Annotated in this window: 10 protein-coding genes; 1 reads left to right on the top strand and 9 read right to left on the bottom strand. The window is 72.9% G+C overall.

Translation table 11 applies throughout. The features are described 5' to 3' along the window. Positions 1-123: 123 nt before the first annotated feature. From AB0L89_RS05745 to AB0L89_RS05720, 6 genes are all read right to left on the bottom strand, one after another. Complete coding sequence (locus AB0L89_RS05745; RefSeq protein WP_365134840.1) at positions 124-1479, bottom strand: HAMP domain-containing sensor histidine kinase; 1356 nt, start codon at positions 1477-1479, stop codon at positions 124-126. Between the two features lie 5 nt (positions 1480-1484). Continuing rightward, on the bottom strand, positions 1485-2222 hold the full coding sequence (cseB, locus tag AB0L89_RS05740) for a two-component system response regulator CseB (RefSeq protein WP_365134837.1): 738 nt from the start codon (positions 2220-2222) through the stop codon (positions 1485-1487). A gap of 358 nt (positions 2223-2580) precedes the next feature. Beyond that, complete coding sequence (locus AB0L89_RS05735; RefSeq protein WP_365134834.1) at positions 2581-3489, bottom strand: nitroreductase/quinone reductase family protein; 909 nt, start codon at positions 3487-3489, stop codon at positions 2581-2583. A 380-nt stretch (positions 3490-3869) separates the two neighbouring features. Then, positions 3870-5432, bottom strand: coding sequence for an alpha-L-fucosidase (locus AB0L89_RS05730; RefSeq protein WP_365134831.1), 1563 nt, complete (start codon positions 5430-5432; stop codon positions 3870-3872). A 95-nt stretch (positions 5433-5527) separates the two neighbouring features. Beyond that, the gene (locus AB0L89_RS05725) at positions 5528-7405 is read right to left on the bottom strand and encodes a family 20 glycosylhydrolase (protein WP_365135583.1); all 1878 of its coding nucleotides are present in this window, start codon (positions 7403-7405) and stop codon (positions 5528-5530) included. 149 nt (positions 7406-7554) lie between these two features. Then, positions 7555-8715 (bottom strand): NAD(P)/FAD-dependent oxidoreductase, encoded by a 1161-nt coding sequence (locus AB0L89_RS05720; protein ID WP_365134829.1) that lies wholly within the window; start codon positions 8713-8715, stop codon positions 7555-7557. A 163-nt stretch (positions 8716-8878) separates the two neighbouring features. Here AB0L89_RS05720 and AB0L89_RS05715 point away from each other — a divergent pair, with 163 nt between their 5' ends. Next, complete coding sequence (locus AB0L89_RS05715) at positions 8879-9466, top strand: TetR family transcriptional regulator (RefSeq protein ID WP_365134826.1); 588 nt, start codon at positions 8879-8881, stop codon at positions 9464-9466. An 80-nt stretch (positions 9467-9546) separates the two neighbouring features. On the opposite strand, the gene AB0L89_RS05710 is transcribed toward AB0L89_RS05715, so the two are convergent. From AB0L89_RS05710 to AB0L89_RS05700, 3 genes are all read right to left on the bottom strand, one after another. Next, positions 9547-9720, bottom strand: coding sequence for a hypothetical protein (locus AB0L89_RS05710; protein WP_167357901.1), 174 nt, complete (start codon positions 9718-9720; stop codon positions 9547-9549). 369 nt (positions 9721-10089) lie between these two features. Next, positions 10090-11586 carry an SDR family NAD(P)-dependent oxidoreductase gene (locus AB0L89_RS05705; RefSeq protein ID WP_365134823.1) on the bottom strand — a complete coding sequence of 499 codons (1497 nt, stop codon included), beginning with the start codon at positions 11584-11586 and terminating at the stop codon, positions 10090-10092. A gap of 70 nt (positions 11587-11656) precedes the next feature. Beyond that, a complete protein-coding gene (locus tag AB0L89_RS05700) occupies positions 11657-13027 on the bottom strand; it encodes a wax ester/triacylglycerol synthase family O-acyltransferase (protein ID WP_365134820.1) in 1371 nt (456 codons plus the stop codon). Positions 13028-13081 lie beyond the last annotated feature (54 nt).

Below are 13081 nucleotides of genomic sequence, written 5' to 3'. Positions count from 1 at the left end.
TCACGGACGGCTCCTCTTCGTGTGCGGGGCAGTGCACTTCGAAGGGTGTCCGGGGGACGTATCGGGACCCGCGCCGCCGTGTATCGGCGGCGGCGCCGCTTCGTATCGGTTCGGCAGGGGTGGTCAGGCGGGCAGGCGCAGGGTGGCGACGGCGCCGCCGTCCGGGGCGTTGTCGAAACGGAGTTCGGCACCGAGCAGCCGGGCCTGCCCCAGGGCGATGGTCAGGCCGAGGCCGTGGCCCGTACCGCGCTCGCGCGCGCCCGTGTGGAAGCGGCGCGGGCCGTGGCGCAGCAGGTCGGCGGGGAAGCCCGGGCCGTGGTCGCGTACGACGACCGTGCGTCCCTCGACGGTGACGCGCACCGGGGTGCCTCCGTGCCGATGGGCGTTGACGACGAGGTTGCCGACGATGCGCTCCAGGCGGCGCGGGTCGGTCTCCACGGTCGCCGCGTCCATGGCGGTCATGTCCTGGGGTACGGCGTCCACGGCCGCCGTGTCCCCGGCCGCCGGGGCCTGCGAGTGCCGCGCGTCGGTGCCGACGACGACCTCCGTGTCGAGGCCGGTGCGCCCCACGGCCTCGCGGACCACGGCGGCGAGCGGCACGCGCGCGTGGACGGGCGACTCGGCCCCCGCGTCCAGGCGGGAGATCTCCAGGAGGTCCTCCACCAGGCCCCGCAGGTCGCGCACCCGCGCGCGCAGCAGATCCTCCGTCTCCCCCGGCGGCAGCAGATCGGCGGCAGCCAGCAGACCGCCGACCGGGGTGCGCAGTTCGTGGGCGACGTCCGCCGTGAACCGGCGCTCGGACCGCAGCTGCCGTCCGAGGCTGTCGGCCATGAGGTCGACGGTGGCGGCGATCTCCGCCACTTCGTCGCGGCCCTTGGTGGGCCCGGTGCGCGCGTCCAGGTCCCCGGCACAGATGCGGGACGCGGTCTCGGAGACCCGCCGCAGCCTGCGGGCGAGCAGCCCGGCGCCGTAGACCACCAGGGGCACGGCGGCCCCGAGCGCGGCCAGCGAGGCCACCGCCATGGTCAGGTCGAGCCGCCGCAGCGTGTGGAGCTCCGAACTCATGTTGACCTGAAGGGCGAGCACCGGACTTCCCGGGCCGCCGGTGCGCTGGGCGGCCCAGTAGCTCGGGCCCATGTTGCCGTCGACGCGCCCGTCGTACGCCGCGTGCCGTTCGCCGTCGGCGGGGTGACGCAGGGCGGCGAGCAGGCCGGCCGGGTCGAGCCGGACGCCGTCCGTGAGCGTGCCGGTGCGCCGGTAGACGTCCATGGCCGCGTAGAGCGTGTTGGTGGCGCGCGCCTCGGCCCGGTCGTGGATGTCGCGCGCGGTCCACAGGTGTACCAGGACGCCCACGGCCGCCACGACCAGGCACGCGGTGGCCGCGGCGAGTGCGGCGATCTTCCATCGCAGGGAGCCGCGGGCCGCCCCGGACCGCAGCCCCGGTCGAAGTCCCGGCCGCGGCCGTCGGACCGTACGCACCGGTCTCAGCGCCTGAACTTGTAGCCGAAGCCGCGGACCGTCTCGATCCGCTCCCGGCCCACTTTCCGGCGCAGCCGCTGCACGCACAGGTCGACGACCCGGCTGTCGCCGTCCCAGCCGTACTCCCACACGTCCCGCAGCAGGGTGTGCCGCTCCAGCACGACGCCCGGGTGTGCGGCGAACTCCAGGAGCAGCTTCAGCTCCGTCGGGGTCAGCGCGACGGGGGCGCCCGCGAGGGACACCTCCATGCCGGCGATGTCGATGCGCAGGTCCCCGAAGACGAGCACCTCCTCGCCCGCCGTGTGCGCCCAGTCCGTATCGGGCGCGGACCCCGCGGCGGGCGCGTAGGTGGCCCGCCGCAGCAGGGAGCGGATGCGGGCCACCAGGACGTACGTGTCGACGGGCTTGACCACGTAGTCGTCGGCGCCCGCCTCCAGACCGGCGACCACGTCGAGTCCGTCGCCCCGGGCGGACATCATCAGGACGGGCACCAGGCTGCTCTCGCGGACCCTGCGGCACAGGCCGATCCCGTCGAGGCCGGGCAGCATCACGTCCAGGATCAGCAGGTCGAAGCTCTCCGCGCGGAACAGCTCCAGCGCCGTCAGTCCGTCGGCGGCGGCCTTCATCGCGTAGCCGTAGCGCTCAAGGGCAACGGTGAAGGACCGGCGCATCAGGTCGTCGTCCTCGACCAGCAGCACACGGACGGGACGCGAAGGGGCCCCGGGCGAGGCGGATGAGGACACGGGCGGAGGGCTCCTGTTCAGGCGGATACCGGCCGGGCGAAACCGACTTCCGGACCGGACAAGGGAACGATACGGCAGACACCGGACACGTCGACCGTGTCGCCCAGCGGGCACCCACCACTCTCCCCGGAGCCAAAGTCGACGGCGAATGCCCAGGTCAGAACGGGTGATGCCGGGGGCGACCCGGCCGCCCCCGGCCCCGACGCACGGCGCCCCCGAGCGCCCCGGCCCGCCGTTTCGACGGGCGATCAAGCGCTCCCTGATACACACCGGATACAAACGGCCCGACCGACGCCCGCGTCGCCCGCGTCGACCGTGTCGCCCCCATCGGCCACGAGCCGCCCGGACAGCGCCCCCGTCACTCCGTCGGCGGCCCCGGAGGCCACGGCAGCTCCGCCAGGATCGGCAGCAGTGCCTCCTCCTCGTAGTCGAGGTGGGCGGTCAGCTCCTCGGACATCCGGGCCAGCTCGGAGCGGAAGCGCTCCGGGTCCGTGGCGCCGATGTCCGCGAGGAGCGCCGCCAGCTCGCCCTGGATGCGGGCGACCGTCCGGTGTTCCTCGGCGAGCCGGTCGAAGGTCTCGCGCAGCTCGGGGTGGTACCCCGCCATCGTCGGGAAGAGGTGCGCGTCCTCGCTGGTGTGGTGGAACTCCAGGGCGTCGCAGAACGCCAGGCAGTGCTGCCGGATCTGCAACCCTAGACCGGGTGCCGGCGGCGCCCCGGGCCCCTGGTGTGCGGCGAGCGCCGCGAAGTGCGCGTCGGTCTCCTCGCGCACGTGCCGCAGCTGGCCGCGCAGCCAGAGGTGGACCTGCACCATCTTGTCCGCGAAGGTGCCGGCCTCGGTGGGGATGCCGGCCTCGTGCGCGGGCCGTTCCAGGACGACGACCGGCAGGACCCTGCCGGTCTGCGCCTGGTAGTCGGCGTATCCGGGTTCGGCGGCCACCACGCGGCCGAAGAGCCGGTCGCGCCGCTCGCCCTCGGCGGGGACGGCGATCGCCTGGAACTCCTCGGTGCCGAGCTCGACGGTCACCGTGGGGTGGGCGAGGACGTTGCGGTACCAGTCGGGGTGGTGCGGCGCGCCGAGGTTGGAGCCGACGATCAGCAGCCGCTCGCCGTCGCGGACGTAGCCGAGCGGGGTGGTGTGGGTCTTGCCGGACCGCGCGCCGGTGGTGGTGAGCAGGAGGAGGTCGCCGCCCTCGAAGGGGCCGCCGACCCGGCCCCCGTGGGCGCGGAACTCGTCGATCACGGACTGGTTGAAGGGTGTGGGCATGACGGTGTCAGATCTCCGTACGAGGTGTGCGGGACCGCGTCGCACGTGATGAAGGCGTCGTACGCGGTGAAGGTGAGGGAGCGCCATGCGCGCGTGACGGCATGGCGAGGGCGCGCGAAGGCGCACGGATCAGGCGAAGGCCCTGTGCTCACGGTGATACCGGAGCGTCAGGCGAAGGCCCTGCGGGGTGAACTCACGACGTATCCACAGGCGTCGTCCTTGAGTGAAGGTGCTCGCCCGATCGCCGACCTGCCCACTGCTCTTTGGTCGGCGCCACGCGGCACGAGCACCATTACAGACACCCACTCCCCCACCTGTCAACGCGGGTCCGCTCACTCACCTGCCGGTGCGGGTCACCCACCGACGTGTCGACGGGGGTCTCACACCTGCGACCTGTACAGGCCGAACTCCTCGATCCGCACCGTGCGTCGCGACCGCGTCACCCGCAGCCGCCACCACCGTGCCGTCACCGGCGCGGCGAGCGTCAGGACGCGGCTGGCGCCCACGGTCTGAACTTCCGTCACCGTCCGCCAGCCGTCGCCGTCGCGCACCTCGACGACCGCTCGCTCCAGCTGCTGTCCGTGCCGGATGTCCTCGGCGAGGCGGATCCGGTCGACCGCGCGGGCGCGGCCGAGGTCGACGGTGACCGTGCCGGCCGCGCGGTCGTGCCGGATCCGTGCGCCGCGCGCGAGGTCGCTGGGCAGTTCCCTGCGGATCCGCTCGCGGAACTCGCGCAGCCGGGTCACGTCCGCGTCGGGCAGCAGACCGCGCCTGTCCGGCGGGATGTTCAGGAGGAGGACGGAGTTGCGGCCCACGGAACGGAACCAGATGTCCGTCAACTCCTCGACGGTCTTCGGCTGTTGGTCCTCGTGGTGGAACCATCCCGGCCTGATGGACACGTCGCACTCGGCGGGCCACCACTGGAGGTACTGGGCGACGGAGCGCGCCTCGGCGAGCGCCTCGCGGCTGCCCTGGTCGGGGGCGTCGTACCTGAGGGCGTAGTCGACGCTGCCGTTGCCGGAGTCCTTGACCGGGACGACGCTCCACTCGTTCTCGCGGGCCAGGCCGCCCTCGTTGCCGACCCAGCGCACGTCGGGGCCGCGCACGGCCATGGTGGCGTCCGGGGCGAGCGCGCGGATCAGCGTGTACCAGCTGTCCCAGTCGTACGTCTCCACCTTGTCCGGCGGGATGCGGCCCTGCGCGCCGTCGAACCACACCTCGTCGACGGGTCCGTACTCGGTGAGCACTTCGTAGAGCTGGTTGAGCATGTGGGCGCCGTAGTCCGTGGCGTCCAGCGTGAAGGAGCGCCGGCCGTCGGCCGTCCGGTCGTCGTGCGGGGCGAGGGTGGGGATGGTGCGCGGGGCGCGTCTGCTGCCGTTGGCGTAGACGCCGTCGAGGTACTGGTTCTCGTCGGCGGGCGAGATGTACACGCCCACCTTGATGCCGTGCCGCCGCAGCGAGTCGGCGAAGGAGCGCAGCACGTCCCCCTTGCCGCCGCGCCAACTGCTGCTCGCCACGCTGTGCTTGGTGTAGCGCGAGGGGTAGAGGACGAAGCCGTCGTGGTGCTTCACGGTGAGGATGGCAAGCCTGAAGCCGCCGTCGCGCAGGGCGCGCGCCCACTGGTCGGTGTCGAGCCCGGACGGCTGGAAGAGGTCCGGGTCCTCGTCACCGGTACCCCATTCGAGGCCGGTGAAGGTGTTCACGCCGAAGTGCAGGAACGCGGTCTGTTCCAGCTTCTGCCAGGCGATCTGCCGTGCGGTGGGCCGGACTTGCGCGGCCTTGGCGACGAGTTGCTCCGGCGAGTCGCCGGGGCCGACGGGGATCCGGAAGGGCGGTGCGGCGCCGCCGGGGCGGGTGGCGGCGGCCGCGGTGAGCGTGGCGCTCGACGCGGCGACGGCCGTGGTGACGGCGGCGGCCATGAACAGGCGTCTGCTGACGGTCATGGGGGTGTGAATCTCCCTGGGTCTCGGGGCCGGGGTGCGGTGTTCTCGGAGCCGACATGCGGTGTTCTCGGGACCGACGTGCGGCGCTCTCCAGGTCAGCGCGCGGTCAAGGTCCATACAGCGGGCCGCTGTTGGTCGGCCGGGTACTGGAGGATGCGTCCGTCGGCGGTGACGTGCGCGGCCATGCGCGTGATGGCGTTGGTGAGCCGGAATCCGCCGGTCTGCCGCGACAGCTCCCAGCGCTGGAGCGTGTTCGCCGCGGCGCAGGTCTCCCGGGTGACGGCGGTGCCGGGCTGGAGCGGCACGTTGAGCGTGAGCCTGCCGCTGCGGGTCTCCAGGCACGTCCCGCCCGTCGTGGTCCTCAGCGTCACGTATCCGTCGGCGGTGCGCTTCACCTCCACGTCGAGGGGCGCGGCACGCCCCTGGGTGTCGCGCAGGGTGTACGTCCCGTCGGCGACCGGCACCTTCGTCAGGTCACGCATGCCGGGCGCGTGCCCCACGGATGCGGCGCGCTCCGCGAAAGCCGCGTACGTCGGGTCGGGGTGCGCGGAGCCCCAGGTGACCTGCGCGATGTGGGCGAGCGGTGCCGCCGCCGCGGCCGCCACCTCGTTCTCGGTCTCGCCGCGGCCGTTGTCGGGCCACAGGCTGATCTTGGCGCCGGTGATGCCGTCGCCGGAGGCAAGCCTCTCGCCCTCGAAGCTGCGCGGGTCCCACCGCTCGTCGTAGAGCTTGCGGGTGTCGGTGTGGAAGCCGCCGCGCACGAGGTAGAGGGAGTAGGCCGCGTTCATCAGCGGGTGGCCCTGCTCGATGAGCCGACTGGGCTTCGTGCGGACGTCGAGCCAGTGCTCGACGGTCGTGCCGGGCGCGACGGGGACGGTGTTGTCGCCGGTGAGACCGTCGTTCCAGATCCGCAGCCGCTTGCCCCGGCCCGCCGCGTAGGCGTGCACGCGGTTCACGAAGTCGATGAAGGCGTCCTGCGGGGTGGCGTTCTCGCCGTACTTCTTCTTCGCGTACTCCAGGATGTGCGGGTACTTGGCGAAGTCGGAGCCGAGCATGTACTCGTCGGCACCCATGTGCCAGGACGTGGCGGGGAAGACCTCGGCGTACTCGCCGAGGAGACTCGTGTAGTAGTCGAAGGCGGCGTCCTTGGTGATGTCCAGGCGCGAGGGCTGCGGGGTGCCGTCGGAGTCGGTGAGCTGCAGGTCGGGGCGCTTCTCCAGCCACGGGTCCATGTGACCGGGCGAGTTGATCTCCGGGATGATCGTGACGTGGTACCTCTCGCCGAGCGCCACGAGGCGCTTCATATCGCTCTTGGTGTAGTAGCCCCAGGAGTTGGCCTCGGGGTGCCGGTCGCTCTTGACCTTCAGCTCCAGGAGGAGCTGGTTCTGCTTGCGGTACGCCATGTCGCGCACGAGGTTCTCCAGCCAGGGCGTGGAGATGTTGATGTAGCAGGCGCAGACGCCGACGCCGCGTTCCTTGTAGCGCGGCACGTCGACGGTGCGCCCGGCCGGTACGCGCTCGTCCTGGGCGAGCAGTTGGAGCAGGGTGCGGGTGCCGTAGAAGGCGCCGGACTCGCGGGCACCGGTGATCTCCAGGCGTGCGCCCGCACGGAGTTCATAGCCTTCCGCGCCGAGCGGTGACCGGGCGCGGTCGACGTCGATCACGACGTCCCCGTCGCGCGCGGCGCCGCGCGTCACCGGTACCCGGCCGTGGCCCGCGTCCCTGAGGTCGTCGGCGAGGGTGGCGGCGACGCGGCGTGACGCGGCGTCCCGCGCGACGAGGCGGCTGCCGGGGCCGAAGTGATAACTGCCGTCGGCGGGCGTCCAGTTCGACAGGGCGGGGACCGCGCGCGGGGGCTGCGCGGCGGTCACCCGGTCCGCGCCGGAGGCCGGGACGGGCGCCACGAGCAGCAGCAGGGCGGCGGCCGCGCCGACTCCCTGGGACAGTCGGCGCCGCAGAGGCGCCCGAGGCATGAGGAACGAACGCGGTTCGGTCATGAGGTCCGATGATTCAAGCGCCCCAGAGGGGTGTCAATGCATCGTGCACGACAGGGAGTTGGACATTCGCACTGTCCCGCATCCACAACCTCCGATCATTCCGGTCAGCGGTGCGCCGGATCCGCTCAGTGGTGCCGCGTCATGTGCGCGAGGGTCGTCTCGGCGCTGTCGGGGGCGAAGGCACCGGCGATTCCCTCGGCGGCCCCCGCGGCGGCCTCGGCGGAGCGGGGCAGCAGGACCTTCTCGTACGCGGTGAGGGCGCCGTCGACCGTGGGCTCGTCGACGAGGGCGCGGGCGAGATCGGCGCCGTCGAGCATGGCGAGGTTGGCGCCCATGCCGGAGATCGGCGACATCAGGTGCGCGGCGTCCCCGAGCAGGGTGACACCGGGGGTGCGGGTCCAGGTGTGCGGGACGGGCAGGGCGTACAGGGGCCGGTTGACGTAGCCGGTGCCAGTGCCAGTGTCGGTTTCGGCGATGAAGCCGAGCAACTCGCCGCTCCAGTCCTCGAATTCCTCCAGGAGGGCCGCGCGCACGGCGTCCGTGTCGGCCAGGTCGAGGGCCCGGCGCCGGTGCCAGTCCTCGTCGGTGCGCATGCCGACATACACGCGGATGTGTCCGCCGCTGTTGCGCTGGGCGACGATCCCCAGATTGTCGTCGAGGGCCATCATCGTGCCGTCGCCGGTGAGAGCGGCGAGCCGCGGGTGCCGTCGGTCGGCGTCGTCGAAGCCCGTCTCGACGAAGGTGACACCGGTGTACTCGGGCTGGGCGTCGGACAGCAGCGGACGCACCTTGGACCAGGCCCCGTCGGCGCCGACGACGAGGTCGGTGTCGGCCGTGGTCCCGTCGGCGAAGTGCAGCCGGTGCGTGCCGTCGGCACCGAGGGGCTCGGCACGGGTGAGCTTGCGGCCCCAGCGGACGGTGCCGGGTTCGAGGGAGTCGAGCAGGAGCCCGCGCAGCGTGCCCCGGTCGATCTCGGGGTTCCCCTCGGCGGGGTCCGTCCCGTCCGGCCGGGCGTCGAACAGCACGCCGCCGTCCCGGCCGAGCAGGCGTATCTGCTGCCCTTCGGGCCGGGCCAGGGAGCGGAACCTGCTCCAGAGCCCCGCGGCCCGCAGCGCCTCCTGGCCGGAGCCGGGGTGCATGTCGAGCGTGCCGCCCTGGTCCCGGGCGGCGCGGGAGGTGTCCAGGTCGTGGACGGTGACGGGGATGCCGTGCCGCTGGAGCACCCGGGCGCAGACGAGGCCGCCGGGACCGGCGCCGATGATCGCGATGCGGGGAGGAGGGGTCATGGCCGTACCTGCTTTCGTTCGTACCGCGCCGCACGAGCGGTGTCCCTGCGCGGCGTCCCGTCGCACCGCGCCACACGGCCGACCTGTTCCAAAAAAGCACACCGACCCAAAACGTGCAACGAGACAACTTTTTGCTTCGGCCCTCTTTCTGTACGATGCCCCTATGACCGCAACCGTCGGGCGCCGTGAGCGCAAGAAGGCCGCGACCCGCCAGGCACTGGCGGACGCGGCCCTGAAGCTCTTCCTGGAGCACGGCTACGACCAGGTGACCATCCGCGACGTCGCCGAGGCCGCGGACGTGTCCACCACCACGCTCCTCAAGCACTTCCCCGCCAAGGAGGCCCTCGTCTTCGACGAGGAGGGCGCGCACGAGGCCGGACTGGTCGCGGCCGTGCGCGACCGCGCGGCCGGACAGTCCGTGCCCGAGGCCCTGTGCGCGTACGTGAAGCGCGCCCGCCTCGGCGGCGCGGGCTCCGACACCCGCTTCACGGCCTTCGTGGACCTCGTCAACGGCACACCCGCCCTGAGCCGGTACGGCCACCGCATGTGGATGCGCCACCAGGACGCCCTCGCGCGCGCCGTCGCCGAGGACGCCGGCCGCGCCCCCGACGACCACGCCTGCGCCGCCCTCGCCCACTTCGCCCTGGAGGCCTCGGCGTTCGCCCAGCGCACCGACGACCCCGAGGGCGCGGTGGACGCCGCCTTCGCCCTCCTCGCGCACGGCTGGGACGCCACTTCGTCCGGGGCCTAGACGCACCTGTGCCCCCGGCCGTCGTCGGCCGGGGGCACATCAGGCGAAGCGGACCGGTGCGGTACCGGACCGGCGCCGGATCAGTCGATGCCGGGGAGGATGTGCGGCTCGGCGAGGTCGTCCTCGTACCCGGCCAGACGGATCGGGGCCGCCTTGGCCCACGCCTCCAGGTTGCGGAGCTTCGCGGGCCTGCCGGCCCGCTCGCCGCCGCGTTCCGCCGGTCGCTTTTCGTGCTTCGTCAGATCGGGTGTCACCGCGCACTCCTTTGTGTCGCGTAACGGAAGGTCAGGGGCAGCTCGGTCGCGGTGGCGCCGGATTCTGGCGGGACCGCGGCCGTTGGTCGCCGGCCTGTCCCCAAGCGGCCGAGGAAGGTTTGTGGCTCCCTGATGACCGCCTGTCGCCTCAGGGTAACCAAATGAGCGGACCCGCGCTCGATGGGGCTCAAAAGATGGGGGCTGATTCCGGACAACTCCGGATGAGGCGGTGCGGGACAACGCTGCGCCTTCCGTCAACTGCGCGCGGCACGGCCGGAAACACGCACGAAAAGGGCCCGTCATGCGCGGGTGCTCGCACACCGCGCACGACGGGCCCCAGGAGCCGCCGGGGCCGCTCGGCCCCCGCCGTCACCACTTGCCGGGCGCGTAGTCCTTCAGGAAGACGCCGTACAGGTCCTCGCCCGCCTCGCCGCGCACGACCGGGTCGTAGACGCGGGCGGCGCCGTCGATCAGGTCGAGCGGGGCGTGGAAGCCCTCCTCGGCCAGGCGCAGCTTGTCGTAATGCGGCCGCTCGTCGGTGATCCAGCCGGTGTCGACCGAGGTCATGAGGATGCCGTCGCTCTGGAACATCTCCTGGGCGCTGGTCCGCGTCACCATGTTCATCGCGGCCTTCGCGGCGTTCGTGTTCGGGTGCCCCGCGCCCTTGTAGCCGCGGCCGAAGACGCCCTCCATCGCCGAGACGTTGACGACGTAGGCACGGCCGCTCGACGCCTTCTTCGCGGCGTCGGCCATCGCCCGGCGCAGCGCGCTGATGAGGATGAACGGCGAGGTGTAGTTGCACAGCTGGGTCTCGAGGAGCTCCACCGGCGAGATCTGCTCGATGGTCTGCACCCAGGTGTTGCTGTCGACGACGTCCGGCACCAGACCGCCCGCGTCGATGGCCGTGCCGTCCAGGTGCCTGGCGACACTCGCGTTGCCCGCGACGAGCGCGAGGTCGGCGACCTTCTGGGCGTCCAGCCCGCTGGTGCCGACGGGCAGCGCGGCCAGGCCGTCGACCGCGCCGGAGTTGAAGGCGCCGATGACGGAGTGGGCGGGCAGCTCCCCGGCGGGCAGCGGCGCGCTCTCGCCGTCGACCAGGGCGGCGTAGGCGGAGGGCAGTCGGCGGACGGTCTGCGTCGCGTTGTTGATCAGGATGTCCAGCGGTCCGGCCTCGGCGACCCGCTCGGCGAGCGCCACGGACTGGGCCGGGTCGCGCAGGTCGATGCCGACGACCTCCAGGCGGTGCAGCCAGTCCGCCGAGTCGTCCATGGCCTTGAAGCGGCGGATGGCGTCCTTGGGAAAGCGCGTCGTGATCGTCGTGTGCGCGCCGTCGCGCAGCAGGCGCAGCGCGATGTACATGCCGATCTTGGCGCGGCCGCCGGTGAGCAGCGCACGCTTGCCGCTGAGGTCGGCGCGGGCGTCGCGCCTGCTGCGGTTCAGCCGGGCGCAGTCGGGACAGAGCTGGTGGTAGAAGTAGTCCACCTCCACGTACCGGGCCTTGCAGGTGTAGCAGGAGCGCGGGCGCTGGAGTATCCCCGCGATCCGGCCCTCCTCCGTCTGCGAGGACGGCAGCAGCCCCTCGGTCTCGTCGTCGATGCGCTGGGCGGAGCCGGTCGCGGTGGCCTCCGTGACCGCCTTGTCGTGGGCGGTCTTGGCGGCGCGGCGCTCCTGGCGGCGGCGCTGCTTCACCGTGCGGTAGATCCCGGCCGTGGCCCGGCGCACGGCGATCGCGTCCGGGTGGTCGACGTCCAGCTTGTCCAGCTCGTCGAGCACACCGAGGCAGACGGCGAGGCGGTCCGGGTCGATGCCGGGGCCGTACGCCACGTGCTCGACGGGGCCCTCCTGGCTTTCGTCTGTCACCGTCATCGCCGCTGTCCTCATGTCATTCCGTGCCGCGGCGCATCCGGTGGTCCGCGAGAGCTCCAAAAGCCCAACTTTACGAAAGGCCGGGCCCCGCCACCAAACCCGCGCCGTTCGCGCACACCGCCACGAGCTCGTCGGCCTCCTCCAGCACGCTCTGCGCGAGCAGCTCCAGATCGGGTACGGCGGCGGCGTCCGCGATCAGCCCGAAGTGCACCTGGCCCCGGTACGTGGAGACGGCGACGGCCAGCGACTGGCCCTGGGCCAGCGGCGCGAAGGGGTAGACCTCGGCGAGCCGGCAGCCGCCGAGCCGCAGCGCGATCCCGGGCAGCGGGACGCTGGTGACGAGGACGTCGAAGAGCAGCCGGGCGGCCTGGGCGAGGAGGGGGCCGCCGAGCCGGTGCCCGAGCGGCGGCACGTGCTCGGCGAGGAGCGCCACGGCGCCCGCGCCGCGCTCGGGGCCCGCCTCCTTGTTGCGGTCCATGGCCGTGCGCACGCGGCGCAGCCTGACCAGCGGGTCCTCGTCGCTGACCGGGAGGCGCACCAGATAGCCGGAGAGCCGGTTGCCCGGCGGCTGCGCGGAGCGGGGGCGGCGCCGCGAGACGGGCACCAGGGCGCGCGGCTCGACGCCCTCGCTGCAGTCCCCGCGCTCGTCGAGCCAGCGGCGCAGGGCCCCGGCGACCACGGCGATCAGCACGTCGTTCACGGTGCCGCCGACCGCCTTGCGCACCTGGTGGACGTCGTCCAGGTCGAGGACGACACCGGCGGTGCGGCGGGTGCCGGTGGCCGACGAGGTGAGCGCGTCGCAGGAGCGCGCCCCGAGCGTCGCGCGGGCCACGGAGGTGCCGATGCCGAGGACCTGGCCCACCTCGGCGGCGGTGCCGCGGACGAGTCCGGGCAGCCGGCGCGGGTCGGCGAGGGCCCAGCGGGAGACGGCGGGCGCGGGCGGGCGCGGGCGGGAGGGGGGCAGGTCGGCGGGGTCGAGCAGGGCGGCCCCGAGGGTCAGCGCGCGCAGCCCGTCGGCGAGGGCGTGGTGGAACTTGAACAGCACCGCGAAGGACGTGCCGTCGGCGCCCGGCAGCACGTGGGCCTCCCACGGCGGCCGGTCGCGGTCCAGCTGCCGCCGCATGAGCTCGCCCGCAGCGGCGTGGAAGTCCGTGACGGGCTCCGCGAGCCGCACGTGCTCCAGCGGGTCGAAGGCGGACACGGGCACACGCGTCGATCCGCCGACCGGGAGCCAGACGGAACGTATGCGCATGCGAAGCCCCGGGACGGCGTCCGCGCGGGCCGCGAGGAGCCCGGTGGCGCGCTGCGCCGCGTGCGGACCGTCGGCCTCGAAGACGCCGAGCGCCCCCAGATGCATGGGGTGTTCGGCGGTCTCCATGTTCCAGAAGGCCAGATCGAGAGGGGCGAGCAGGTCAGAGGTGTCAGGAGACGAAGTAGTCAAGGGGATCGCTCTCGCGTCGAGGACGATGCAGGGGATGGCGAACGAGAAGTCAAC

Source organism: Streptomyces sp. NPDC052114, assembly GCF_040680155.1.
Lineage (GTDB): Bacteria > Actinomycetota > Actinomycetes > Streptomycetales > Streptomycetaceae > Streptomyces.
This window is presented reverse-complemented; position numbering and strand designations above follow the sequence as displayed.